Raw genomic sequence first — 23,783 nt, forward strand, 5'->3', positions numbered from 1 at the left:
CCACGCTGGCTTCACGTAGTGAATCCCCTCATGATGGGATTTGTGCAACAAAGCCGTACTACACCGAAAACACACCCTATGAGCAGTATGCGCATCAACTTGCTCAATCACTCGACCATTATGGCTTGCCACATCGTATAGAACCGATCCAGTCTCTTGGAAGTTGGGTTGCAAATACCGGTTTAAAAGCGGCTATCATCGAAAAGATATGGAACGAGAGTGATCGCCCTATCTGTTGGATTGATGCCGACGCCGAAATAATAAGGACTCCTAGTTTCGTATTTGGCCATCCGTTTGACGTCTCATTTGTTCGTCGATATGGCTGGTATGATCTAGCAGGCTTCATCTATTTGAATAAGTCGGAACCAGCTCGCCAGCTTATCACGGAGTGGGCGCGCTTGTGTCGCGAAAATCAACATGTGTGGGATCAAGTGTTGTTATCCCTCGCATGGTATCGAACTGCACAAAGTTTTGACCTGTCTAGCTATTTTTTGAATGATGGAATTTTTCGATTTCCCAGACCTTACATTCGAGATATTCGTGATAAAATATTTTATTATTCAGCAAATAAAAAAATCAAACCATTTATTAACCAAAAGCAAGCATCCCGAAAGCTAAAAGAGTTTATTAACTCTTCCCGAGATATTGGCAGGGAGTATACTTCTAACGATATAGGTGATGGCTTTAAAGTATCACTAGCGGAATTTAAACTTCAAGAAATAAAAGGTGTAACAAGCATCTTCCGTTGAGTGACAAATTTGCTTATACTGTGTAACGCAACAACGGTGAGCGACATAGGTCAATCTCACTTTATCCAGCCGCTAGGACATGCCTGAATGAAGAATAAAACTATTTTCAAAAGCAAGGCTGTTAGGTCAGGCAATTTCATTCAAGACACAATAAAGCGTTTGATTGAAAAGAAGCTCAATAAGATTTCAAATCAATATGCAATAAATAGTCACATTACAGCTATATTTGCTCACGACTTTGTGGGGAATCAGATAAATTTATATGGATGCTTTGAGCGAGATGATTTAGATGATCTGTTCGCTTTTCTTGAGCCATTATTAAGTAAAGAGCGCAAGGGAATTGCATTGGATATTGGTGCAAATATAGGAAACCATTCTATTTACTTCTCAAATATTTTTTCTCATGTGCGGGCATATGAGCCAAATCCTGAAGTCTATGATCTTTTGAAACTAAATATTCAGAAAAAAAATAATATAACTGCTTACAATTATGGCCTTGGGGAAGCCCGTGCGAGAGCTGAACTCATTGGTGTGGACGGAAACCGTGGTGGATCCTTTATAATGCGAGATAGCGCCGGAGCGAATGATAGAATTCCAATCCGATTGCAAACCCTGGACACTGTTCTGGACGATCTCGCAGAAGACATCACGTTAATCAAAATAGACGTCGAAGGCTACGAGGCTCAGGTGCTGCGAGGAGCTACAAATACGTTATGTAGACACCAACCAGTAGTCGTTTTCGAGCAACATCAAACCGAGTTTTGCGATGGATCAACCCCCAGCATTAATTTCCTCCGTTCGCTTGGCTATTCCATATGCTGGGCAGAGTACCCACGTGAACACACGAAATACTCACTAGTTCGCGAAATTAGAAAACTTTTGGACAAAATAAATCGGAGGCGACCAAACATAGTTTTTGGTTTGGATATACCGAAAAAATCACACTCTATGATGGTTGCCATCCCTAAACATTTGAAAGATTCTTTGGGGGTAACAGAGTAAACGATGAACGGTTTACTCTCGAGTAACGCGTATCTGTAGCGGTGATTTTTTGGAATTATATTCCTTCTGACGATTTGGCGGATCTTGTAACGATGAAATTGAAGAAATTTATCCAGTATAATGTGAGGCTTATTTTTAGAATAGTGAGATCTCTTCTTATAGGCCCTATTTTTGATGCTGCGGTTGTGCTTGTTCAAGTTAATAGAGGCTATATTTTTGAGGATTGGGTGCGTTTTCGGAAATTAAGGCGAAATACAGATATTGCGGTTTCACTCAAAGAAGCTGTTATGAGAAGGAAAACATACTTCTTCCATCCTCACGGAATTGTTATTGGTACAGAAAATTTTGGGAAGTATTGCGCATTTGCGCAAGGCGTAACTATTGGTTATAAAAAAGGCTTCCCAACACTCGGCAATCATGTGACCATGTATCCAAACAGTATGGTTCTAGGGCCAGTAAGTATCGGAAATAACGTTATTATAGGCTATCAATCAGTAGTGACTTCGAATATTCCTGATGGCCAGGTGTGGGCCGGTAATCCTGCTATCTACATCCGCGATATAGATCCGAGTAAGGATTTGGAGCCCAATAAGTACTTGATGATAGATGTGAACGGAGAAGTAGCGAGAGTCCCTTACATCGTGTACTCCGAATAAATTATTTCAAGTTTCGGAATCTAGCGGCCTTTATGGAAATGCAGTAGGTAGTAGTATATTTACAGTCAATATAATTTAGTAATTTTTGCGGCTAACTTCATGTGAGGGCTGAGTAGACATCTTTTAAGAAAGTTAAAGTTCTTAAATGGGGGATTGACAAAAACAAGTTACAGATCGGTAGTTGAGTGTGGTGGAATGCCGAGAGCTTGCCTTTGGGTTGCGTAACGTCATTTCAAATGGATCGGTTGTGTTGTTTCTGCGAATACTGTTTTTACGGATGAATTCGGTCGATGCTCATTGAGCTTCGTAGTTGGTGGCGGCGCATTGTTTTTAGATATAACAAAAAGGTGAAATGGGATGAAGATACCTAGTAAATTCCACCGCCGTTTGTCATTCAATCGGTATCGTAAGCGCTGGGGTGCTTTGCGCCATGTTCGTACTGAATATGATTTTGCAGCAATGAAAGAAAATGTTATTCAATTAGGCGATGCTGTGCAGACGCGTGGCTCGGAAAAATCGCTTGATCAACATTTGGATAATTTGCGGCGGGAATTTTCGAACCAGCCAGAATTGCTATGGCACCATGCAAAGTTGATTGTGTTAATCCGCCGTGAGTTTCAAATTCCCAAGATATATTCGGAGTTTCGGCTGCTTTGGGAGGAGGAGACTGATTTTCTTTGTGAACATTTGAACATGCGGTGGCTCATTGCGGCGAGCGATACATTTGCAGAACATGATGACGATATGGCTGTGCGTGGTGCGGCTATGGTCACTTCAGCGCTCGTGAACACTGTAAAGATGTACGAAAGTGAGCGACTACTTGGACATGCAGATGAATTGGCTCTCGATCCAAAATCAATGGAAAGGGTGCAAAAAGAGCTAGTTCCGCTCTTCGAAGGCATGTCATGCTTTACCGTCGGCACGGATGATACTCTCCGAAATATGCTGTGGCGACTTCAACCGTTTATGACTGTGCAACTTGCAGGATCAATTTTAGCCGAGATTTGGCGTAGGCTGCAAGTTGAAGATACAGTATTCAAACGTATGCGCGCTGTGCACACACGTGAGAAGACCCGTTGGTGGTAAGTCAGAATGAATCGTCTTAAAAATCGCTAGAACTGAGTTCAATCTCGCGGCATTCAGAAACATGTGCGTATCTGAGCTTGCGAATAGCCATGCGAAGTTGCGCAGTAACTCGACGAGCGCGAAAATGAAGCCCGCCTTTGTCTTTTGGCCCCAATTGGGCAATGTCAATCTGTGATACTGTCTGAAAATCGGATTGTATTCCGTACAGCGAAGCCCGGTCGAGCTGAACCGCACAGGCTGGTTCGATTTGAAAACTTTTTAGTTCGTATGACTTACATATCATTGCATCCGCGAGGGCGGTCTGTTTCCTCGAGCGCTCGACCAACTTGCGTGCACCGGAAGGCGAAAGGATATATGCTGCAGCGCCGCTTCTGTCCTGATACAAGCGCAATAAGGAGTGGCTTGGCCCCGACGATATCTTTTGCTTGGCCACGACCTTCTTGCGCTTCCGTACCTCGAGTGTAACGTGATCAAACGCACCTGTCGTAGCCAAATGCTGAAAAACAGTCTTTGTCTGGTGAGATAGCAAAGCATCATCTTCAAGGATGAGAGCACAGTGGTCATCGGTAGCGACTTGTTCCCATGCTGCTAGATGACTCAGAAAACAAGCTTTTTCGGTGTTCTTTAGCGGTCGCTCCCAGCTATTCCAATTAAGCTTGTATTTTGGGTCGGGAAGATCACTGGGCGTTACTGCTTCAATTCTTTGGAACGGTATAGACAGAGCTTCTAGCTGAGAGGACATGAAAGCCATTCGCTGCTTAGCAGTAGCAAGATTAATTACTATGCACCTCATGTCGAAACCGCTCTCCGATTTTTCTAAGCGACGATACGTATATCCTCGGCGTTCAAATGAAGGTGTCGTTTCAAGTTTCCCGCCCAGTGGCCATTAATACGCCTAACACGAAGATCGAACAGGTTCAAAGTTGAGTTTGCTGGAATTTCCTGTGACGGGCTTGCAACATCCCATTCCGCTTCCACGGCGCTTCCACAAGATCGCGGTTCACTAGTCACCAGAGACAGCTCACGTCTAAATATTTGATTCTAAGATAAAAGTGGTGAGCCGTACAGGATTCGAACCTGTGACCCGCTGATTAAAAGTCAGCTGCTCTACCAACTGAGCTAACGGCCCTCACTGGCGGGGTAGCTATCCGCCACTCTCGCAGTGGTCAACCCGGAATCATCACCTTTTTTGCCCATGGCTAGCAAAAGGTTCACGACAGGCGTATACGCCGCGCCATGCAGTCCACTTCTTTCCCTAATGGCCTGCCCTTCATGAAGATGCATGGGCTGGGCAATGACTTCGTCGTGATCGATGAGCGCGCCACTGGTCCGGTGGTCGACGCAGCCCTTGCTCGCGCGATCGGTGATCGGCATCGCGGGGTTGGTTTTGATCAACTCGCGGTCATTCGACACTCCGCGCAGGCGGATGTTGAGCTGGTCTTTTGGAACGCCGATGGCTCAACCGCCGGGGCCTGCGGGAATGCCACGCGCTGCATTGCGGCCTATGAAATGGGGCGTACGGGCACGGATACACTGACATTGCGCACGGAACGCGGCATCCTGTTTGCGCGCGATCTGGGGGATGGGATCACCTCGGTGAACATGGGGCCTCCGTTGCTGAACTGGCAGGACGTGCCGCTGGCGCGTGAAATGGATACACTGGAACTGCCGATCGAGGGCGGGCCCACAGCCACCGGTATGGGCAATCCCCACTGCACCTTTTTCGTTGAGGATGCCGAGGCCCTCGACCTCGCGGCCTTTGGTGCCGCCCACGAACATCACGAATTGTTCCCAGAGCGTACGAATGTGCAGATAGCGCACCTGATCGCGCCAGATCACCTGCGGATGCGCGTGTGGGAGCGTGGCGTGGGAATCACTTTGGCGTCTGGCTCTAGCTCGTGTGCGACGGCCGTCGCGGCTGCGCGGCGGGGCCTGACCGGGCGTCACGTGCGTGTCACCCTGGACGGCGGGGATATCGTGATCGACTGGCGCGACGATGGCGTCTGGATGTCCGGGGCCACTGCCCATGTGTTCAATGGGGTCTGGCTATGAACGCCCCGGTATTTTCCAACCACGGCTGCCGCCTGAACGCCTATGAAACCGAGGCGATGAAGGAATTGGCAACGCAAGCCGGCCTAAAGGACGCCGTGATCGTCAACACCTGCGCCGTCACCGCCGAGGCTGTGCGCAAGGCCCGCCAAGATATTCGCAAGCTGCGCCGCACCCATCCCGATGCCAAGATCATTGTCACCGGATGCGCGGCCCAAACGGCGCCCGAAAGCTTTGCCGCCATGGCAGAGGTCGACCACGTTGTCGGCAATACCGAGAAAATGCAGCCCCAAACATGGGCCGCCTTTGGGATTGGCGCGACCGAACAGGTGCAGGTCGATGATATCATGTCCGTCACCGAAACGGCGGGCCATCTGATCGACGGCTTCGGCACGCGATCCCGCGCCTATGTGCAGGTCCAAAACGGCTGCGATCACCGCTGCACGTTTTGCATCATCCCCTACGGTCGCGGCAATTCCCGCTCGGTGCCTGCGGGCGTTGTGGTTGAACAGATCAAGCGGCTGGTGGGACGCGGCTACAATGAGGTCGTTTTGACGGGCGTTGACCTGACTTCATGGGGGGCGGACCTGCCCAGCACGCCGAAACTCGGCGATTTGGTCATGCGTATCCTCAAGCTGGTGCCGGACCTGCCGCGCCTACGGATCAGCTCGATCGATTCGATTGAGGTGGACGAAAACCTGATGCAGGCCATCGCGACCGAGCCTCGCCTGATGCCGCATCTACACCTCAGCCTGCAACATGGGGCGGACCTGATCCTCAAGCGGATGAAACGTCGCCACCTGCGCGATGACGCGATCCAATTCTGCCAAGAGGCCCGCCGCCTGCGCCCCGGCATGACCTTTGGCGCCGATATCATCGCAGGCTTCCCGACCGAGACTGAGGCCCACTTTGCCGATAGCCTCAAGCTGGTTGAGGAATGCGATCTGACGTGGCTTCATGTCTTTCCCTATTCCGCGCGTGAAGGCACGCCAGCTGCCAAAATGCCCCCCGTGGATGGTCGCATTATCAAGGACCGCGCCGCTCGGCTGCGCGCCGCAGGGGATGCGCAGGTGCAAAAACATCTTGCGCACTGGGTGGGCACCACGCAGCCTGTGCTGATGGAAAACCCTCGTATGGGCCGCACGCCCCACTTCGCCGAAGTCACGTTTGATGCCGATCACCCTGAGGGGCAGATCGTGCAGGCGCAGATTACGGGTGCAGATGGCGCACAGCTTCGCGGGCAGGGCTGCTAGCGTTGCATCCCAATCCTGCCTTCCGCAAATCCAGTGATACGCGCAATCGGGACTACGCGCGGGAACGCGGATTTGGTGTTCTCAGCCTCAACGGATCTCACGGACCGCTGATCTCGCATGTCCCTTTTTTGCTGAACGCGGAGGGCGATAGCCTCGACCTGCATCTCGTCCGCTCCAACCCGATCCTGCGGCAGCTTAAGGACGGCGCGCAGCCCGCGGTAATCGCCGTGGCCGGCCCGGATGGATACGTCTCACCCGATTGGTACGAAGTCCCGGATCAAGCACCGACATGGAATTATGTCGCTGTGCATCTGCGCGGCACGCTCGATGTTTTGCCGCAAGAAGCCATGCACGAAATGCTGAACCGTCAATCAGCGCATTTCGAAGCACTCCTGCCGCATAAAACCCCTTGGACCACCGATAAAATGACGCCCGAGGTGCTGGAAAGTATGATGCGCCAGATCGTACCCTGCCGGATGGCCGTTACCACGACCGAAGGGACATGGAAGCTTAATCAGAACAAACCTGATGATGTGCGCCTGCGCGCCGCCGATCAGATGGAGGCCTTTGGCACCGGCTCAGAGGTCCGACTTTTGGCGGCTCTGATGCGCGGACCCTTTTCTCCGTAGGGACACCGCGCTAGCTTACCTCAGGATAAGATTTCCCAGGGAGGGGACATGAAACTTTTGGCGTCTGACGCATCGCCCTACGCGCGCAAAGTCCGCGTGGTGCTTTTGGAAACCGAACAAAGCGACGTAGAGGTCGTGGACACCAAAACCAACCCCATGGCCAACGTGCCCGAGTTGTCTGCGGCGAACCCTGTGGGCAAAATCCCCGCGCTTTTGCGCGATGAGGGGCCTGCACTGTACGATAGCCGCGTGATCAGCCGGTTCTTGAATGCCCGCGCCGACGGGGCGTTGTACCCCGATGCCCGCCTGTGGGAGACCCTGACCCTAGAGGCTACAGGTGACGCGATTATGGATGCCGCCATTGGCATCGTCTATGAACAGCGTCTTCGCCCCGCGGAGCTGCATTGGCCCGCGTGGTTTGACGCGCAATGGGGCAAGGTTGAGCGCGCCCTTGATGCGCTGGGCGCCCGTTGGATGAGCCACCTGCACGGTCCCGTTGATGCCGGCCACATCGCCGTTGGTTGCGCGCTGGGCTATCTGGACCTGCGCCATGCGGATCGGAACTGGCGCGCTGGGCGTGATGTGCTGGCCGCGTGGGAAAAGGATTTCGCCGCGCGCCCCGCCATGCTGCAAACCAAACCAGCATGAAGGACCAGCCGCACATGCGCGTCGAAGAAACCCACGATATCGCGGCCTGCCAGGCCATCCGCCGCGCCGTGTTCATCGAAGAACAGGGCGTCAGTGAGGCCGAAGAAATGGACGGTCTCGATGACGATTGCCATCACTACCTGTTGTGGGAAGGCGAAATCGCCATCGCCACACTGCGGGTCAAGCCGATGGATGAAACGGCGAAAATTCAACGCGTTGCCGTTCTCAAGGCGCATCGGGGCAAGGGGGCAGGCGCATTGTTGATGCAAACCGTCGTGCGCGAACTTCCCCAAGACGGATTTTCCAAGGCGGTCTTGGGCAGCCAAGTCACCGCGATCCCGTTTTACACCAAGTTAGGGTTTGCGGTTTATGGCCCCGTCTACGATGACGCCGGGATCGATCACCGTGAGATGGAAATGACGCTCGCACCCCCCGTTTGGGATTAAGTTACGACCGCTCCGCGACAATCGGGCGCACCTGCGCGCGTTTGTCCGCTGGGCACTGCTCGCTAGGTCCTGCTAGAAGGCACCAAATTTGGGCGCAAAGGGATTCCCGCGCGCCCTGTTTCGTTTGAACCGCTGGGGCGCGCGAGGCGTCCGGTACACAACACGGGAGATACCTACGTGTCACACGCAGACGATCAGACCGACACTCGTCGGGATTTTCTCTACTACGCCACCGCTGGTGTGGGGGCTGTCACGGTTGGCGCCGGGGTTTGGCCCCTTGTTAACCAAATGAACCCATCCGCGGACGTGCAGGCTCTGTCCTCCATCGAGGTGGACGTTTCGGGCGTTGTTGAAGGAACGCAGATTAGCGTTCTGTTCTTGGGCAAGCCCGTGTTCATTCGCCGCCGCACAGCCGAAGAAATCGAAGCTGCGCGCACCGTTGAGCTGGGCGACCTGCTTGATGGCGAAGCTCGGAACCGCAACATCAGCGGCGCAGACGCTGCCGATGAAAACCGCGCGCTGGATGAAACCGGCGAATGGCTGGTGATGATCGGGGTGTGTACGCACCTTGGTTGTGTACCAATCGGCGACGGTGCCGGCGACTACGGTGGGTGGTTCTGCCCCTGCCACGGGTCGCACTACGACACCTCAGGCCGGATCCGCCGTGGCCCGGCGCCCGAAAACCTGCCCATCCCCGTTGCGTCTTTCGTCAACGAAACAACAATTAAACTCGGTTAATCAGGGAGAAATACGACCATGTCCGGAATTCCCCACGACCACTACGAACCAACAACCGGCGGTGAAAAGTGGCTGCACAAGCGGCTGCCAATCGTAGGTTTGTTGTACGATACACTGATGCTGCCCACCCCCAAGAACCTCAACTGGATGTGGATCTGGGGCATCGTGCTGACATTTACGCTGGCACTGCAGATCATCACCGGTATCGTTCTGGTGATGCACTACACGCCCCATGTGGACTTCGCGTTCGCCTCCGTTGAGCACATCATGCGCAACGTGAACGGCGGTTGGGCACTGCGGTATCTGCACATGAACGGCGCGTCGCTGTTCTTTGTTGCTGTGTACCTGCACATCTTCCGCGGCCTCTACTACGGCTCGTACAAAGCACCCCGCGAAGTCACGTGGATCATCGGTATGCTGATCTATCTGTTGATGATGGGGACTGCGTTCATGGGATACGTGCTGCCATGGGGCCAGATGTCCTTCTGGGGCGCGACCGTGATCACCGGCCTGTTTGGTGCCATCCCGTTCATCGGTGAAGGCCTGCAAACATGGCTGCTGGGCGGACCCGCCGTGGACAACGCCACGCTGAACCGCTTCTTCTCGCTGCACTACTTGCTGCCGTTCGTGATTGCCGGTCTCGTGATCGTGCACATCTGGGCCTTCCACACCACGGGTAACAACAACCCAACCGGTGTCGAAGTCCGCCGCACGTCCAAAGCAGAAGCCGAAAAAGACACGCTGCCATTCTGGCCCTACTTCGTGATCAAAGACCTGTTCGCGTTGGCCCTGATCCTGGCTGTGTTCTTCGCCATCGTGGGTTTCATGCCCAACTACCTTGGCCACCCCGATAACTACATCGAAGCCAACGCTCTGGCGACGCCCGCACACATCGTGCCCGAATGGTACTTCTTGCCGTTCTACGCGATCCTGCGCGCATTCGATGACACGGTCTGGCTTGTGCAGCTTGTGGGCTTCCTCACAGGTGGCATCGTCGATGCGAAGTTCTTTGGTGTGGTTGCGATGTTCGGCGCGATCGTGGTGATGGCTCTGGTGCCATGGCTCGACACGTCCAACGTCCGCTCCGGCCGCTACCGCCCGATGTTCAAGTGGTGGTTCTGGATCTTCGTGGTGAACTTCGTGGTTCTGACTTGGGTTGGCGCAATGCCTGCCGAAGGCATCTACCCGGTCATCGCTCTTATCGGTGCAACATACTGGTTCGCCTACTTCCTCGTGATCCTGCCCCTTTTGGGTGTCCTCGAGAAGCCAGACGTTCAGCCTGCAACGATCGAAGATGACTTCAACGCCAAATTCAAGTCCTCGGATGGCAAAGACGGCGCTCCTGCCGCCTCGCCAGCCGAATAAGACAGGGGACTCTGACACATGTTCAAGAAACTTGCGATCACCGCAGCGGCGCTTACGGCCTTGGCAGGAACTCCTGCCATCGCCGCCGGTGGGGCTGGTTATGTGACCGACTACGCCTTCTCCTTTGAGGGTCCATTCGGTAAATTTGACCAAAACCAACTGCAACGCGGCCTCAAGGTCTACACCGAGATCTGCGCCTCCTGCCACGGCCTTCAGTACGTGCCTTTCCGCACACTGTCGGACGAGGGTGGCGTTGGTCTCCCCGAAGACCAGATGAAAGCCTACACCTCCAACTTCGAAGTCTGGGATTCGTCCCTGAACGACGGCGAAGGTGACTTCCGTCAGGCGGTTCCGTCCGACAACTTCCCCGCCGTGAACGGCGTTGGCGCACCTGACCTGTCGCTGATGGCAAAGGCACGCGCTGGTTTCCACGGCCCCTACGGCCTTGGTACGAACCAGTTGTTCAAAGGCATGGGCGGCGCGGAATACATCGCCTCCCTGCTGGCGGGTTACACCGGTGAGGAAAAAGAAGAAGCTGGCACTGTTTTGTACGAAAACAAAGCGTTCCCCGGCGGCTGGATTTCCATGGCCCCCCCACTTTGGGGTGACGACCTTGAGTTCGACGATGGTGCGGCAACGGACCTGGAATCGATCTCGCAGGACGTCTCCGCATTCCTGATGTGGACGGCTGAGCCCAAGATGATGGCACGTCAACAGATGGGTCTGACCTCTGTTCTGCTGCTGTCTTTGCTGACGGTTCTGCTCTACCTCACCAACAAACGCCTCTGGGCGCCGGTGAAGAAGAAAGCCAAAGCTGCTGGCCAACCCGCTGAATAAGCGCGTTAGTTATGATTGAAAAAGGGCGCGGGCTGGTCTCGCGCCCTTTTTTCATGTTGAGGGCCTGCTTGCTGCCCGCTAGACCAATGCTCGCAAAGGAGCACTGCCCATGTCGATGAATTCTTTCGGACATCTCTTCCGCGTCACCACTTGGGGCGAAAGCCACGGGCCCGCCTTGGGCGCCACGGTTGACGGCTGCCCCCCCGGTATCGCGGTGGATGAGGCGTTCCTTCAGCAGTGGTTGGACAAGCGAAAGCCCGGCCAGAACAAGAACACTACCCAGCGGAAAGAACCCGATGCCGTGCGTATCCTGTCCGGCATGTTTGAGGGCCGCACGACGGGTACGCCGATCCAACTGATGATCGAAAACACCGATCAACGGTCCAAGGATTACGGCGACATCGTCGAGAAATTCCGCCCCGGCCATGCGGACATCACCTATTGGCAGAAATACGGTATCCGCGACTATCGCGGGGGCGGTCGGTCCAGCGCGCGCGAAACGGCCGCGCGGGTGGCTGCTGGCGGTATTGCCCGCGCGGCCCTTGCGCAGATGGTGCCGGACCTGCAAATCACGGGCTACATGGTGCAGATGGGCGCGCTTGGCATTGATCGCGCGCAGTTCGACTGGGATGAAATCGACCGTAACGATTTCTGGTGCCCCGATGCGCAAGCCGCCAGCGCGTTTGAGGCGCATCTCGATTGGCTCCGCAAGGATGATCACAATTCCGTCGGCGCCGTGATTGAGGTCACTGCACGCGGCATGCCCGCCGGCCTCGGTGCGCCGATCTATGGCAAGCTGGACACCGATCTGGCCGCCGCGATGATGTCGATCAATGCCGTCAAAGGCGTTGAGATCGGTGAGGGCATGGCCGCAGCCGCCCTCACGGGTCGTGACAACGCAGATGAGATTTTCATGGGTCCAAACGGGCCGGAATACAGCTCAAACCACGCAGGCGGTATTCTCGGTGGGATCAGCACGGGCCAAGACGTCGTTGTGCGGTTCGCGGTCAAACCAACGTCGAGCATCCTGTCTGAGCGGCGCACAATCACCAAGTCCGGCGAAGAGACGACGATCATCACCAAGGGTCGCCACGACCCCTGTGTCGGCATCCGCGCTGTCCCCGTAGGTGAGGCGATGATGGCTTGCGTCCTGTTGGATCATATCCTGCTGCACCGTGGCCAAGTTGGCGAAAACCAAGGCGCGATTGGCTAGGTGCTAGGCGCGCATCCGGCTGACTTGTACGGCCAGAATACCGCCGGCGATCACAATAACGCCCACGGCGTCCGCGATGCCCATCCGCTCACCCAGCAATAGGGCCGCGACGACCACGCCAAAGAACGGGTTGAGAAAGTGAAATGTCGCGGCAGGTGTCGCGCCGATCCGGTCCACCAGCGTGAACCAAACCCACGTTGCGGCCAGCCCCGGCACCAGCGTCGTATAGGCAAGCGCCGTGATCAGGCGCGGGGTCCACGTGACGTCCCATGTCTCAAGCGCAAAGCCGAGCGGTGTCAGCACGGCAGAGCCCACCAGCATCTGCAAGCCCACGACCATCATCAAATTGCCGCCGCCCGACACGCCCCGCATCGCAAGCGTTGCGGCCGTCAACGCCATGACACCGATCAGGCAAAATACGATGCCCAGCATATCCGCGCCGCCTTGCACCCGCGTGCCCATAATCAAAGCAACACCTAATGTGCCCGCGATCAACCCGGCCACGCCGAGCGGGCGGGTGCGCTCTCCGAACAAGACCCAGATACAGACAGCGACCAGTAGGGGCATGACGCTTGCCACGATCGCGGCAAGGGACGCTTCGATCCACTGCATCGCCACAAAATTCAGGCCCAGATACAGCGCGTTTTGACAGATGCCGAACACGACGACCGCGGTCCATTGCCCGCGTGTCAGCCGCGCGGTCTGCCCCATGGCCAACGCCAAGGCCACACCAACACCACCCGAAATCGCGAACCGCAATGCCAGCGCCAGAATGGGCGGTGCCTCGGCCACGATGATCCGCGCCGACGTAAAGGCCGACGACCACATTAGCGCAAAGGCCAGCCCCAGAAAAAGTGCGCGAAAATCCATAGGTTTCTATCACATGGATATCTGCAAAGAAAAAGGGCCGCCCGAAGACGACCCTTAAATTCTACGCTCAAGAAGCGATTAGCCGTTCACGCTGTCTTTCAGCGCTTTGGCGATGGTCATTTTCACGACCTTGTCTGCGTCTTTCTTGAACTGCTCGCCAGTGGCGGGGTTGCGAACCATACGCTCGGGACGCTCACGGCAGGCGATTTTGCCGATGCCGGGCAGGGTCACTGCGCCACCGCCGGAAACTTCGGTCGTAATCAGTTCGCAGATTGCGTCCAATGCGGCGCCTGCGGACTTTTTGTCCGTGTCCATCTTCTCTGCCAATGCGGCCACAAGCTGGGTCTTTGTCATTGGTTTAGTTGCCATGTCGATCTCCTCAAAGCTTTAACCCTGGCGGTTGTTTCATATGATTCTAGCCGAATGATGTGGGGACACACAACAAGTTGTGTGCCCTGACCCCCAGTTTTCTACGTTATTTTGCCCTTTTAGAGGAAAGCGGTCTCTTCAAAGCTGCGCAATTTGCGCGAATGCAGCCGTTCGAGGGGCATTTCGCGCAAGCTCTCCATGGCGCGGATCCCAATCAGCAAATGCCGACTGACCTGCGACTTGTAGAAACTCGACGCCATTCCGGGCAATTTCAGCTCCCCGTGGAGGGGTTTGTCCGACACACACAGAAGCGTTCCATAGGGCACGCGAAAGCGGAAACCGTTGGCCGCGATGGTCGCGCTTTCCATATCCAGCGCGACGGCCCGCGACTGGCTCAGCCGCTTGACCGGGCCGGATGTCTCTCGCAATTCCCAGTTTCGGTTATCAATCGTGGCGACGGTGCCCGTGCGCATGATCCGCTTTAGCTCATACCCCTCCAGCTCGGTCACCTCGGCCACGGCGGTTTCCAGCGCGATCTGCACCTCGGCCAAGGCGGGGATCGGCACCCATACCGGCAGGTCATCGTCCAGCACGTGATCTTCGCGCAGATAGGCGTGCGCCAACACGAAATCCCCCAGCGATTGCGAATTTCGCAGCCCCGCGCAATGACCGACCATCAGCCAAACATGGGGGCGCAACACGGCAATATGGTCCGTCGCGGTTTTGGCGTTGGACGGGCCCACGCCGATGTTGACCAACGTAATGCCCGCCTCTTTGCCCCGCTTTAGGTGATAGGTCGGCATTTGGGGCATTTTGGCAGGCTCGGGCAGATCACCGTCGGGGTCCGTCAGGACCACGTTGCCCGGCCCCACCAGCGCGGTGTACCCCGACGCAGGGTCCCGCAGGGCCGCACGGGCATAGGCCACGAACTCATCCACATAGAATTGGTAGTTCGTGAACAGGACGTGGTTTTGAAAATGCTCCGCGTCGGTCGCGGTGTAATGCGCCAACCGCGCGAGCGAATAATCAATCCGTTGCGCCGTAAAGGGCGCCAGCGGTTTTGCACCATCCTCAAACGCAAAACCCACGCCATTGGCGATATCGTCGTTTGTGGTGCTTAGGTCCGGGACATCGAAAATATCCCGCATCAAAAACGGCAAAACCCCGTCTTGGGGCACGCTGAGGCTGTCGTCGTTTAGCACCGCAAAGTGGATCGGGATCGGTGTCTGCGACCACCCGATCCAGACGCCCACATCATGGTTTTTGATCAACAGCGCGATCTGCTGCGTCAGGTAATGCGCAAACAGATCGGGGCGGGTGATCGTGGTCGCATAGACCCCGGGTTCGGCCACATGCCCAAAGCTGAGGCGGCTGTCAGCATGCCCGTAACTGCGCGTTGTTAAACGAATTTCCGGGTAATAGGCGCGAAAACGGCAGCCGGGATCACCCTCCGCCGTGGCGCGGTTGAACGCGCCGTTCAAAAAACCGGTGGCCTCGGTGTAAAGCCGTTGAAGCTCGGCCACAGCGGCAGCAGGATCGGTGAAGCGTTTTGGCTCCGCGTCAGGCGGGCTAGAGATTTTGGTCGTCGCGCGGGGGGCGTTCATAGGGTCAATTCCGTAAGCTCAAATTTCGTGACATCCACCAGCCCAAGGTCACTGATCCGCAGGGCGGGGATGACCACAAGAGCCAGCAGAGAATGCTGCATATAGGCGTTGTTCAGGGTGCAGCCGCAGGCCTGCATCGCGGCCACCATGGCGTCTGCTTTGGCCGCGACTTCATGGGCGGGGCTGTCGGACATGAGGCCCGCGATGGGCAGTTCAACCAAGGCCAACTCGCGCCCGTCCTGCCACACGGTGACCCCGCCGCCGACCTGCGCAAGGCGGTTCGCGGCCAGTGCCATATCCGCGCGCGATGTGCCCACGACGATCATGTGGTGACTGTCATGCGCCACGGTTGAGGCCATCGCCATCGGCCCGCTATAGCCAAATCCTGCGACGAACGCGTTGCTCACGCCGCCCGTGCCTTTGTGCCGCTCCACAAGCGCGATTTGGCAAGTATCGCCCGTGCCCTCAATCAGGCCGTCGCGAACGGGTAGCTCGCGGATCAAGGCCTCGGTGGGGGCTTGGTTTTCGACCACGCCAATGACGCGGCAGGTGGCGGTTTCACCGCTGCCCGTGATCTCAAAATCCGGCGCAGTCAGGGGTTTACCCAGATGAACGGTGTTTCGCGCAGCTGTGGGCCAGTCGATATGCGGGCAGGTTGCGCGCAGCTGACCGCCCTCTGCCACGACCTCGCCGAGGGCGATGACCGTCTCAATCGGCAGCTCCTCCAGCGAGGAGGTCAGGATCAAATCTGCACGCCGCCCCGGCGCAATGGAGCCTAATTCCCGTTCCAGCCCGAAATGCGTGGCGGTGTTGATGGTGGCCATTTGCAGGGCGATCAATGGGTCGCACCCGCAGGCAATCGCGTGGCGCACAACCCTGTCCATATGCCCGTCATTCACCAACGTGCCAGAGTGGCAATCATCCGTGCAGAGGATGAAATTCCGCGGATCAAGGCCGCGCTCCGTGATTGCGGTGATCTGGCTCTCGACATCATACCACGCGGAGCCAAGCCGCATCATCGACCGCATCCCTTGGCGCACGCGGGCAACAGCGTCGTCCTCACAGGTGCCCTCGTGGTCATCCGCCGGACCACCCGCCGCATAGGCATGAAACGCAGGCCCCAAATCCGGCGAGGCATAGTGCCCCCCGATGGTTTTGCCCGCCCGCGCGGTCGCAGCCATTTCGGCCAGCATCTTGGGGTCGCCGTTCACGACGCCGGGAAAGTTCATCATCTCACCCAGACCAATGATGCCGGGCCACGCCATCGCCTCGGCCACGTCGTCCGGAGTGATCTCATGGCCGGTGGTTTCCAAGCCGGGCGCAGAGGGCGCGCAGGAGGGCATCTGGGTGAAAATGCTGATGGGCTGCAACAGCGCCTCATCATGCATCAAGCGCACACCGCTCAGGCCCAAAACATTCGCGATTTCATGGGGATCAGTGAACATAGAGGTCGTGCCGTGGGGGATGACCGCGGCGGCAAATTCAGCCGGGGTCAGCATCCCGCTTTCGATGTGCATATGGGCATCGCACAGGCCCGGAATGACATATTGCCCAGCCGCGTCGATCACGTGGGTATCTGGGCCAATACAATGGCTTGCATCGGGGCCGACATAGGCAAAACGCCCTTGCGCGATGGCAATGTCCCACTCAAGGATTTCACGGGTGTGCACGTTCACCACGCGGCCGCCACGGACCACGGTTTGCGCAGGTGTTCGCCCGGCGGCTACGGCGATTAATGTAGGGGCGCAGTCCGCCCAAGACGTAATATCTTTTGCTTGCATAACTTAGGCTGACACGGGCAGGCTAAAGGCGCAAGACGGGAGCGCGGCCAATGGACTATGATACGATCTCTGCCGAGGCGTTCGGTGCGGGTCTGCGTGGTTTCGGGATCAACCTTTTGGTTGTGGATGTCGCCGATGAGGTGGCGTTCTTGACCGAGGTGTTCGAGATGACCGCCCACCGCGTATCGGATGATTTCGCGATTTTGGTATCGGGGGGAACGGTGCTTCAGCTGCACAGTGATGGCACCTATCATGCTAACCCTTTGCTGGGTCTGGTGCCCGAAAATCCACCGCGCGGGGGCGGGGCGGAATTGCGGCTGTACGACATTGCGCCAGAGCCTGCGGTGGCCCGCGCGACGATTCGGGGCGACGTGGTTTTGCAGTCTCCGACGGACAAACCCCATGGTCTCTGCGAGGCTTACATTCTATCGCCCAGCGGGTACGCTTGGGTGCCATCAAGGCCCCTGAAAAACTAGGGCCACAATGTATACATTAATGTATACATTAAACGGGAGGAAAAACATGGACGGTGCCGGCGCGAATATCGGGAATTGGACGGAGCGGGTGGATATGGCTGCGGCCTTCCGCTGGACGGCTCGGATGGACATGCACGAGGGGGTGGCCAACCACTTTTCGCTGTCGATCAATGAGGACGGGTCCAAGTTTTTGATGAACCCGAACATGATGCATTTTTCGCGCATCCGGGCGAGCGATCTGATCGTCGTCGATGCAAACGACCCCGAGACATTGCAGGGCCCGAATGCCCCCGATGAAACGGCGTGGGGGTTGCACGGTGGGTTGCACCGCCTGTGCCCGCACGCGCGGTGCGCGATGCACGTCCATTCGCCCTATGCGACGGTTCTGGCCTGCCTCAAGGATCCGGTCCTGCCCCCGTTGGAACAGAACGCTGCAATGTTCTTTAACCGGATTGCGGTGGACCCTGCTTATGGCGGCTTAGCGCTAGAAGAAGAGGGCGCGCGCTGTGCCAAACTGTTGGACGACCCGCGCAAGAAGGTCCTCGTGATGGGCAATCACGGCGTGATGGTGATTGGCGACACCGTGGGTGAGACGTTTGGCCGGCTCTATTATTTTGAGCGCGCCTGCGCCAACTACATCCGCGCCCTGCAAACCGGTCAGCCGCTGAACATCCTGTCGGATGAGGTCGCAGAGAAAACCGCCCGTGAGATTGAAGAGTATTCCGGCGACGATGAGAAATTCTTGTCAGAGCTAAAGGCGCTTCTTGACGCAGAGGGCGATGCCTACGCGACTTAGCGGTTCAATTCTGCCGCGAAGTGGCGGATTATAACGATGATTTTTTCACCCGCGCGGAGGTCTGCGCGGGGTTAACAAGGAGCCTATTATGCATTTGAGAACGATTGCCGCCGCTACATTGACCGCCGGTGCGCTCAGCACCACTGCCGCATTCGCCGATTGCGGCGAGGTTTCGATCACCGAGATGGACTGGGCCTCTGCGGCGGTGGTTACATCGGTGGCGAGCTTCTTGATCCAACAAGGCTACGGCTGTGACGTGACCGTGGTGCCCACGACAACGGTGCCGGCCATGGCGTCCGTTGCGGAAACGGGCCAGCCTGACATTCTGACGGAATTGTGGACCAGCTACACTGAGGTTTATGACGACCTGATCGCCGAGGGCAAATTGACCGAAATGTCCAAAGTCCTGTCGGATGGCGGCGTTGAGGCATGGTGGGTCCCCGCCTATTTGGTGGAAGAACACCCTGAACTGGCCACGCTGGAAGGCATCCGCGCGAACCCCGAACTGGTCGGTGGGATGTTCCACGACTGTGTCACGGGCTGGGGTTGCGATGTGACAAACTTCAACAATCTCAAGGCCGCAGGGCTGGTTGATGCGGGCATTGAGCGGTTCAAGCACGGCTCCGGTGAGACCTTGGCCGCCGCATTGGCCGCCGCATATGAAGCGCGTGAGCCGTGGTTCGGCTACTACTGGGCGCCGACATCGGTGCTGGGTAAATACCCGATGGTTCAGGTCGAATTTCCGCCCTACGACGCGGAGATCCACACCTGCAACGGGCTAGAGGATTGCGCCACGCCGGGCCTTTCGGCTTATCCCCGCGCCAACGTCGTGACCGCCGCGACCACCGCATTCGCGGAGCGGGAGCCTGCGGTTGCGGAGTTCCTGACCAAAATGTCCTTTACCAACGCTCAGATGGGCGCAGTTTTGGCCGCTCAAGAGGCCGACAGCCTGTCAAACGAAGAGGCGGCGGTGTTGTTCCTGACGACCTACCCCGAGGTTTGGTCCGCATGGCTGAACGACGAGGCAAAGGCCAAACTGGCCGCGCTGATTAAGTAAGCGCGTGGCATACGAGGGGGTTTTTGACGCGCTGGGCCTGCGGGCCTGGTGCGATGCTGCGGGGGACAATGCGCCCCTGTCGATGGCCGATTTGTTGGCCAGCACAGGTGCGGAAAATGGGGGGGGCGGCGTGCCGTTCCCCTCGCTTGATGTGTTGCATGAGGCCTGCCCCCAGATCGCCCAAACCCGCGATGTGACCGCCGCGCTAGAGGACGGATTTCTAGCGATGCGGCCCGAGCTAAAGCTAGTGCTGGACCCGGTGACGCAGCCCCTTTCGTGGATGCTGGATAGCGCGTTGTGGTTTTTTACGAGCGTGCCGTGGTGGGTGCTGTTGCCGGCGTTGATCTATCTGGCGTGGGCTGTGTCGCGGTCCCGTGGGGTGACGCTGTTTGTGGCGCTATCGTTCTTGGGGCTTGGGGTGATTGACCACCTTGAGGTGGCGCTTGAGACGCTCTCGATTATCTTTGTTTGTACGTCGATATCGGTGGTCTTGGGCGTGCCCATCGGCATCGCGATGTCGCGCAGCAAAGCGGTGCAGCGGGGCATTTTGCCTGTGTTGGACCTGCTGCAAACGCTGCCGACGTTTGTGTATCTGATCCCGCTGATATTCCTGTTTTCGGTCACGGAATCAAAGCTGTATGGGATTGCTATTATTCTATACGCGATTGTCCCAGTGATCCGATTAACGGACCTTGGCATTCGTTTGGTGGACCGCGATGTGATTGAGGCGGCGGACGCCTTTGGCATGTCGCAGCGTCAAAAGCTGTGGAAAGTGCAACTGCCTCTCGCGCTGCCGAACATCATGGCAGGAGTGAACCAGACCATCATGATGAGCCTTGCGATGGTCGTCATTGCCAGCCTTGTATCCGCGCCAGGATTGGGTGTGCTGGTCCTGCGCGGCATTCGCAATCTAGAGCTTGGCGTGGGGCTGGTGGCGGGCATCGGCATCGTGTTGTTGGCGGTCATTTTGGACCGCACGTCCAAGGCGGCGTTGGCGCGTGTAGACCGGGCAGGAAAAGCTGAATGAGCATGCCGAAAATTGCCCTGCGCGGGCTGTACAAAATCTTTGGTCCCGATGACGCGGCGATGATGGCGCATATCCGTGCGGGCATGGGAAAGACCGAGCTTTTGGAGCAGCACAAACACGTGCTTGGGTTGCAGGATATCTCGGTCGATATGCAGCCCGGCGAGATCACGGTTGTGATGGGCTTGTCTGGCTCGGGCAAGTCGACGCTGATCCGCCATTTGAACCGGTTGATTGAGCCGACGGCTGGCGAAATCCTGTTGGATGGTGAGGACGTGACCGCGCTGGGTCCGGATGCGCTGCGCCAATTGCGCCAAAAACGCATGTCGATGGTGTTTCAGAAGTTTGCATTGCTGCCGCATCGGACGGTTCTGCAAAACGCGGCGACCGCGTTAGAGGTGCAGGGCGTCGACCGCCCGACCCGTGAGGCGGAGGCGCAAAAGTGGCTCAAACGCGTGGGGCTGGATGGCTATGAGGGGCGGTATCCCGCGCAGCTTTCGGGGGGGATGCAGCAGCGTGTCGGCATCGCGCGGGCGCTGACCTCAAACGCTGATATCATGCTGATGGATGAGGCGTTTTCCGCGCTGGACCCGTTGATCCGGACGGATATGCAAAACCTGTTGCTGGAGCTTCAGGTTGAGCTGCAAAAGACGATTGTCTTTATCACGCATGATCTGGATGAGGCCCTGAAGCTGGCGGATCATTTGGTGATTTTGAAGGACGGCGCGGTGGTCCAGCAGGGTGAGCCGCAGGGGATTCTGCTGGCCCCGGCTGATCCGTATATCGAGGATTTTGTGCGCGATATTAACCGCGCGCGGGTGCTGCGTGTTCGTTCAGTTATGGAGCCTGTGCAGGACCGCTCCTGTGCGGGTGACGTGGACCCGGACGACACGCTTGAGGCGTTGATTGCCCGCTCTGGCGGAGAGACAAGCCTATGCTACCGCGTTGTAAAAAATGGTGAAATTCTGGGTCAGATTGACATGCGGGATCTCGTGCGCGCCTTGGTGCCACGCGGGGTGACGGGGACCCATTAACCCCAAAAGTTACAGAAAACCGCCGCCGATCACGGACCTGAATTTTTTTCTTGATCGGTTTTGAAATTGGCCCCATATGCGCGATTATAGACGCCAACGCACGCGCCTCTGGCGAGGTGGGCATAGCACCCACGCGGTTACGTAGCGACGGTAACGTCTCTGTTTGGAAGTGAGCGGTCTGAGCCGGGGGAACCCGGAATGGCCGGGTCTGATTGGAGATGACCATGAACGCATACGTAGCCGACCTGTCGGGTCGTACCCCTATCCGTGCGCGCACCCGCGCCGAAACTTATATCGATACCAACAGTTTTGATCGCCCGACCCTTGTGGTGGACGTGGACGCGGTTGAGACGCAGTTTCGCGCGTTGGCGGCGGGCCTTGGGCGCGCGCATATCCATTACGCGGTCAAAGCGAACCCGCATGAAGCGATCTTGGCCCGTTTGGTTGCGCTTGGATCCGGGTTTGATGCGGCGTCACGCGGCGAGATTGCGATGTGCCTTGATGCCGGCGCGCGCCCTGACCAGATTTCCTTTGGTAACACGATCAAACGCGCCTCGGACGTGGCGTGGGCCCATGGTGTGGGCATCTCCTTGTTTGCCGCCGACGCAGAAGAAGAGCTTGAGAAAATCGCCGCCAACGCCCCGGGCGCGCGGGTGTATATTCGTGTGATCGTCGACAACCCAGAGGCTGATTGGCCCCTTTCGCGCAAGTTTGGCTGCGCAGCGGATAAGGTTTTGTCGCTGTTGGGTCATGCGCGGATGCTGGGGCTAGACCCGCATGGGCTGTCGTTTCACGTTGGTTCGCAAACGCGCGAGGCCCGCATGTGGGAGGGCACTTTGGATCAGGTGGCGGCCATTTGGCATCGTGCCTTGGGCGAAGGGTTTGCGTTGGAATTGTTGAACATTGGCGGTGGATTTCCTGCGTTTTACGGCCAAGACATTGAGGCCCCAACCGCCTATGCCGCCCGCGTGATGGAGCGTGTGACCGCTCGCTTTGGCGACGTGCCGCATATCATGGCAGAGCCGGGTCGCGGCCTTGTGGCAGAGGCCGGGGCGATTGCCGCTGAGGTGATGTTGGTGTCTCGGAAATCGGACGATGACCTGCACCGCTGGGTGTATTTGGACATCGGCAAGTTTTCAGGGCTGGCGGAAACCATTGATGAGGCGATCCGGTATCAATTCATCACGCCCCGCGATGGGGATGAGGTGGGGGCCTGTGTTTTGGCGGGGCCGTCGTGCGACAGCGCCGATGTGTTGTATGAAAACCGCCCGATCCAATTGCCGCTATCGCTGCAGGCGGGTGATAAGGTGATTATCCGCAATTGCGGGGCCTATACCTCGACCTACAGCTCGGTTGGGTTCAACGGGTTTCCGCCGCTGGATGTGGTTGTGATCTAGGCGAAGGCCGCCTCAAGCGCGATTTCGACCATGTCGCCAAAGCTTGATTGGCGCTCCTGCGAGGGGAGCGCCTCATGCGTCAGGAGGTGGTCCGAGACCGTTAGGACCGAAAGCGCGCGACATTGGTGGCGGGCGGCAAGGATGTAAAGTTCCGCCGTCTCCATCTCAACCGCGAGAATGCCGTGGCGGGTCATCTGCTCATTCAGGTCGGGGCGTTCATCGTAGAACGTATCAGAGCTATAGATGCCACCGACGTGGACGGTGCTGTTCTTTGCCTTGGCGGCGGTGTGGGCGGCGTTCAATAGGTTGAAATCGGCGCATGGGGCGAAGTTGAGTTCCTTGAAGATGGTCGAGGACGGGGTGGAAACCGTGCTTGCTGTCATCGCAAGGATCACGTCGCGCATGCGGACATTTTCTTGCATCGCGCCGGTTGAGCCGATGCGGATCAGCGTTTTGGCGTCGTAGGTGGTGATCAGTTCATTGGCATAGATCGAGAGGCTGGCCATACCCATGCCAGAGCCGTGGATCGTGACGGGGTTGCCGCGCCATGTGCCGGTATAGCCCAGCATGCCGCGCACCGCGTTGACCTCTTTGGGGGCGTCGAGAAAGGTCTCGGCGGCCCATTTGGCGCGCATCGGGTCGCCGGGCATCAGAACGGTTTCGGCGATATCGCCGGGTTGGGCGGAAATATGAGGGGTCATGGC

At 57.1% G+C, this 23,783-nt stretch carries 25 protein-coding genes and 1 tRNA gene; 19 read left to right on the forward strand and 7 right to left on the reverse strand.

The window, feature by feature from the left end:
• From THS5294_RS18400 to THS5294_RS14450, 4 genes are all read left to right on the forward strand, one after another.
• Positions 1-749, forward strand: a 749-nt coding sequence (locus THS5294_RS18400) for a hypothetical protein (RefSeq protein WP_158508605.1), incomplete at its 5' end; no start/stop codon positions are given.
• 87 nt (positions 750-836) lie between these two features.
• Positions 837-1,751, forward strand: coding sequence for an FkbM family methyltransferase (locus tag THS5294_RS14440; RefSeq protein ID WP_058124313.1), 915 nt, complete (start codon positions 837-839; stop codon positions 1,749-1,751).
• Between the two features lie 92 nt (positions 1,752-1,843).
• A complete protein-coding gene (locus THS5294_RS14445; RefSeq protein ID WP_058124314.1) occupies positions 1,844-2,407 on the forward strand; it encodes an LbetaH domain-containing protein in 564 nt (187 codons plus the stop codon).
• 357 nt (positions 2,408-2,764) lie between these two features.
• Positions 2,765-3,493, forward strand: coding sequence for a hypothetical protein (locus tag THS5294_RS14450; RefSeq protein ID WP_072936603.1), 729 nt, complete (start codon positions 2,765-2,767; stop codon positions 3,491-3,493).
• Between the two features lie 16 nt (positions 3,494-3,509).
• Here THS5294_RS14450 and THS5294_RS14455 read toward each other — a convergent pair whose 3' ends face one another.
• The gene (locus tag THS5294_RS14455; RefSeq protein ID WP_072936602.1) at positions 3,510-4,286 is read right to left on the reverse strand and encodes a glycosyltransferase family 25 protein; all 777 of its coding nucleotides are present in this window, start codon (positions 4,284-4,286) and stop codon (positions 3,510-3,512) included.
• Positions 4,287-4,546: 260 nt separating this feature from the next.
• A tRNA-Lys gene (locus THS5294_RS14460) sits at positions 4,547-4,622 on the reverse strand.
• Positions 4,623-4,729: 107 nt separating this feature from the next.
• On the opposite strand from THS5294_RS14460, the gene dapF reads away from it, so the two are divergent.
• From dapF to aroC, 9 genes are all read left to right on the forward strand, one after another.
• On the forward strand, positions 4,730-5,545 hold the full coding sequence (gene dapF, locus THS5294_RS14465; protein WP_058124316.1) for a diaminopimelate epimerase: 816 nt from the start codon (positions 4,730-4,732) through the stop codon (positions 5,543-5,545).
• Positions 5,542-6,795 carry a tRNA (N(6)-L-threonylcarbamoyladenosine(37)-C(2))-methylthiotransferase MtaB gene (gene mtaB / locus THS5294_RS14470; protein WP_058124317.1) on the forward strand — a complete coding sequence of 418 codons (1,254 nt, stop codon included), beginning with the start codon at positions 5,542-5,544 and terminating at the stop codon, positions 6,793-6,795. Before dapF ends, mtaB begins: the two co-directional genes overlap by 4 nt.
• A gap of 2 nt (positions 6,796-6,797) precedes the next feature.
• Positions 6,798-7,424, forward strand: coding sequence for an FMN-binding negative transcriptional regulator (locus THS5294_RS14475; protein ID WP_058124318.1), 627 nt, complete (start codon positions 6,798-6,800; stop codon positions 7,422-7,424).
• A 48-nt stretch (positions 7,425-7,472) separates the two neighbouring features.
• Positions 7,473-8,072 (forward strand): glutathione S-transferase family protein, encoded by a 600-nt coding sequence (locus tag THS5294_RS14480; RefSeq protein WP_038004040.1) that lies wholly within the window; start codon positions 7,473-7,475, stop codon positions 8,070-8,072.
• Positions 8,073-8,086: 14 nt separating this feature from the next.
• The gene (locus tag THS5294_RS14485) at positions 8,087-8,518 is read left to right on the forward strand and encodes a GNAT family N-acetyltransferase (protein ID WP_058124319.1); all 432 of its coding nucleotides are present in this window, start codon (positions 8,087-8,089) and stop codon (positions 8,516-8,518) included.
• A 177-nt stretch (positions 8,519-8,695) separates the two neighbouring features.
• Positions 8,696-9,256: a ubiquinol-cytochrome c reductase iron-sulfur subunit gene (gene petA, locus THS5294_RS14490; protein ID WP_038004043.1), complete on the forward strand. Its 561-nt coding sequence runs from the start codon at positions 8,696-8,698 to the stop codon at positions 9,254-9,256.
• An 18-nt stretch (positions 9,257-9,274) separates the two neighbouring features.
• Positions 9,275-10,621, forward strand: coding sequence for a cytochrome b (petB, locus tag THS5294_RS14495; protein WP_038004045.1), 1,347 nt, complete (start codon positions 9,275-9,277; stop codon positions 10,619-10,621).
• Positions 10,622-10,639: 18 nt separating this feature from the next.
• Complete coding sequence (locus THS5294_RS14500; RefSeq protein ID WP_038004046.1) at positions 10,640-11,458, forward strand: cytochrome c1; 819 nt, start codon at positions 10,640-10,642, stop codon at positions 11,456-11,458.
• 109 nt (positions 11,459-11,567) lie between these two features.
• Complete coding sequence (gene aroC / locus THS5294_RS14505; RefSeq protein ID WP_058124320.1) at positions 11,568-12,671, forward strand: chorismate synthase; 1,104 nt, start codon at positions 11,568-11,570, stop codon at positions 12,669-12,671.
• 3 nt (positions 12,672-12,674) lie between these two features.
• Here aroC and THS5294_RS14510 read toward each other — a convergent pair whose 3' ends face one another.
• The 4 genes from THS5294_RS14510 to ade all read right to left on the reverse strand — a co-directional run bounded on the left by THS5294_RS14510 (position 12,675) and on the right by ade (position 17,295).
• Complete coding sequence (locus THS5294_RS14510; RefSeq protein WP_058124321.1) at positions 12,675-13,541, reverse strand: DMT family transporter; 867 nt, start codon at positions 13,539-13,541, stop codon at positions 12,675-12,677.
• Positions 13,542-13,619: 78 nt separating this feature from the next.
• Positions 13,620-13,910 carry an HU family DNA-binding protein gene (locus tag THS5294_RS14515; protein ID WP_038004049.1) on the reverse strand — a complete coding sequence of 97 codons (291 nt, stop codon included), beginning with the start codon at positions 13,908-13,910 and terminating at the stop codon, positions 13,620-13,622.
• Positions 13,911-14,029: 119 nt separating this feature from the next.
• A complete protein-coding gene (locus THS5294_RS14520) occupies positions 14,030-15,514 on the reverse strand; it encodes an AMP nucleosidase (RefSeq protein WP_038004050.1) in 1,485 nt (494 codons plus the stop codon).
• A complete protein-coding gene (gene ade / locus THS5294_RS14525; RefSeq protein ID WP_058124322.1) occupies positions 15,511-17,295 on the reverse strand; it encodes an adenine deaminase in 1,785 nt (594 codons plus the stop codon). The genes THS5294_RS14520 and ade overlap by 4 nt, the downstream gene beginning before the upstream one ends.
• Before the next feature lie 50 nt (positions 17,296-17,345).
• Between ade and THS5294_RS14530 the strand changes: the two genes are divergently transcribed.
• The 6 genes from THS5294_RS14530 to THS5294_RS14555 all read left to right on the forward strand — a co-directional run bounded on the left by THS5294_RS14530 (position 17,346) and on the right by THS5294_RS14555 (position 23,079).
• Positions 17,346-17,771 (forward strand): VOC family protein, encoded by a 426-nt coding sequence (locus THS5294_RS14530; protein ID WP_058124323.1) that lies wholly within the window; start codon positions 17,346-17,348, stop codon positions 17,769-17,771.
• A gap of 46 nt (positions 17,772-17,817) precedes the next feature.
• A complete protein-coding gene (locus tag THS5294_RS14535; RefSeq protein ID WP_058124324.1) occupies positions 17,818-18,567 on the forward strand; it encodes a class II aldolase and adducin N-terminal domain-containing protein in 750 nt (249 codons plus the stop codon).
• A gap of 88 nt (positions 18,568-18,655) precedes the next feature.
• Complete coding sequence (locus THS5294_RS14540) at positions 18,656-19,624, forward strand: glycine betaine ABC transporter substrate-binding protein (RefSeq protein WP_081945916.1); 969 nt, start codon at positions 18,656-18,658, stop codon at positions 19,622-19,624.
• 4 nt (positions 19,625-19,628) lie between these two features.
• Complete coding sequence (locus tag THS5294_RS14545) at positions 19,629-20,651, forward strand: ABC transporter permease (RefSeq protein WP_058124326.1); 1,023 nt, start codon at positions 19,629-19,631, stop codon at positions 20,649-20,651.
• Positions 20,648-21,682 carry a quaternary amine ABC transporter ATP-binding protein gene (locus THS5294_RS14550; protein ID WP_058124327.1) on the forward strand — a complete coding sequence of 345 codons (1,035 nt, stop codon included), beginning with the start codon at positions 20,648-20,650 and terminating at the stop codon, positions 21,680-21,682. Before THS5294_RS14545 ends, THS5294_RS14550 begins: the two co-directional genes overlap by 4 nt.
• A 224-nt stretch (positions 21,683-21,906) precedes the next feature.
• Positions 21,907-23,079, forward strand: a complete 1,173-nt coding sequence (locus THS5294_RS14555) for a type III PLP-dependent enzyme (RefSeq protein ID WP_058124769.1) — start codon at positions 21,907-21,909, stop codon at positions 23,077-23,079.
• Here the strand turns inward: THS5294_RS14555 and deoD are convergent.
• Positions 23,076-23,780 carry a purine-nucleoside phosphorylase gene (gene deoD / locus THS5294_RS14560; RefSeq protein ID WP_058124328.1) on the reverse strand — a complete coding sequence of 235 codons (705 nt, stop codon included), beginning with the start codon at positions 23,778-23,780 and terminating at the stop codon, positions 23,076-23,078. The two genes, THS5294_RS14555 and deoD, sit on opposite strands and share 4 nt — an antisense overlap.
• Positions 23,781-23,783 lie beyond the last annotated feature (3 nt).

Source organism: Thalassobacter stenotrophicus, assembly GCF_001458315.1.
GTDB lineage: Bacteria > Pseudomonadota > Alphaproteobacteria > Rhodobacterales > Rhodobacteraceae > Thalassobacter > Thalassobacter stenotrophicus.

What these genes read in the sequence shown, in the direction of transcription:
- THS5294_RS14455 (WP_072936602.1), bottom strand. Translation starts at nt 4,286, where the DNA reads ATGAGGTGCATAGTAATTAATCTTGCTACTGCTAAGCAGCGAATGGCT.
- THS5294_RS14450 (WP_072936603.1), top strand. Translation starts at nt 2,765, where the DNA reads ATGAAGATACCTAGTAAATTCCACCGCCGTTTGTCATTCAATCGGTAT.
- petB (WP_038004045.1), top strand. Translation starts at nt 9,275, where the DNA reads ATGTCCGGAATTCCCCACGACCACTACGAACCAACAACCGGCGGTGAA.
- THS5294_RS14530 (WP_058124323.1), top strand. Translation starts at nt 17,346, where the DNA reads ATGGACTATGATACGATCTCTGCCGAGGCGTTCGGTGCGGGTCTGCGT.
- THS5294_RS14440 (WP_058124313.1), top strand. Translation starts at nt 837, where the DNA reads ATGAAGAATAAAACTATTTTCAAAAGCAAGGCTGTTAGGTCAGGCAAT.
- THS5294_RS14540 (WP_081945916.1), top strand. Translation starts at nt 18,656, where the DNA reads ATGCATTTGAGAACGATTGCCGCCGCTACATTGACCGCCGGTGCGCTC.
- THS5294_RS14485 (WP_058124319.1), top strand. Translation starts at nt 8,087, where the DNA reads ATGCGCGTCGAAGAAACCCACGATATCGCGGCCTGCCAGGCCATCCGC.
- THS5294_RS14500 (WP_038004046.1), top strand. Translation starts at nt 10,640, where the DNA reads ATGTTCAAGAAACTTGCGATCACCGCAGCGGCGCTTACGGCCTTGGCA.
- aroC (WP_058124320.1), top strand. Translation starts at nt 11,568, where the DNA reads ATGTCGATGAATTCTTTCGGACATCTCTTCCGCGTCACCACTTGGGGC.
- THS5294_RS14445 (WP_058124314.1), top strand. Translation starts at nt 1,844, where the DNA reads ATGAAATTGAAGAAATTTATCCAGTATAATGTGAGGCTTATTTTTAGA.
- THS5294_RS14520 (WP_038004050.1), bottom strand. Translation starts at nt 15,514, where the DNA reads ATGAACGCCCCCCGCGCGACGACCAAAATCTCTAGCCCGCCTGACGCG.
- THS5294_RS14515 (WP_038004049.1), bottom strand. Translation starts at nt 13,910, where the DNA reads ATGGCAACTAAACCAATGACAAAGACCCAGCTTGTGGCCGCATTGGCA.
- deoD (WP_058124328.1), bottom strand. Translation starts at nt 23,780, where the DNA reads ATGACCCCTCATATTTCCGCCCAACCCGGCGATATCGCCGAAACCGTT.
- THS5294_RS14480 (WP_038004040.1), top strand. Translation starts at nt 7,473, where the DNA reads ATGAAACTTTTGGCGTCTGACGCATCGCCCTACGCGCGCAAAGTCCGC.
- ade (WP_058124322.1), bottom strand. Translation starts at nt 17,295, where the DNA reads ATGCAAGCAAAAGATATTACGTCTTGGGCGGACTGCGCCCCTACATTA.
- THS5294_RS14550 (WP_058124327.1), top strand. Translation starts at nt 20,648, where the DNA reads ATGAGCATGCCGAAAATTGCCCTGCGCGGGCTGTACAAAATCTTTGGT.
- THS5294_RS14555 (WP_058124769.1), top strand. Translation starts at nt 21,907, where the DNA reads ATGAACGCATACGTAGCCGACCTGTCGGGTCGTACCCCTATCCGTGCG.
- THS5294_RS14510 (WP_058124321.1), bottom strand. Translation starts at nt 13,541, where the DNA reads ATGGATTTTCGCGCACTTTTTCTGGGGCTGGCCTTTGCGCTAATGTGG.
- THS5294_RS14535 (WP_058124324.1), top strand. Translation starts at nt 17,818, where the DNA reads ATGGACGGTGCCGGCGCGAATATCGGGAATTGGACGGAGCGGGTGGAT.
- mtaB (WP_058124317.1), top strand. Translation starts at nt 5,542, where the DNA reads ATGAACGCCCCGGTATTTTCCAACCACGGCTGCCGCCTGAACGCCTAT.
- dapF (WP_058124316.1), top strand. Translation starts at nt 4,730, where the DNA reads ATGCAGTCCACTTCTTTCCCTAATGGCCTGCCCTTCATGAAGATGCAT.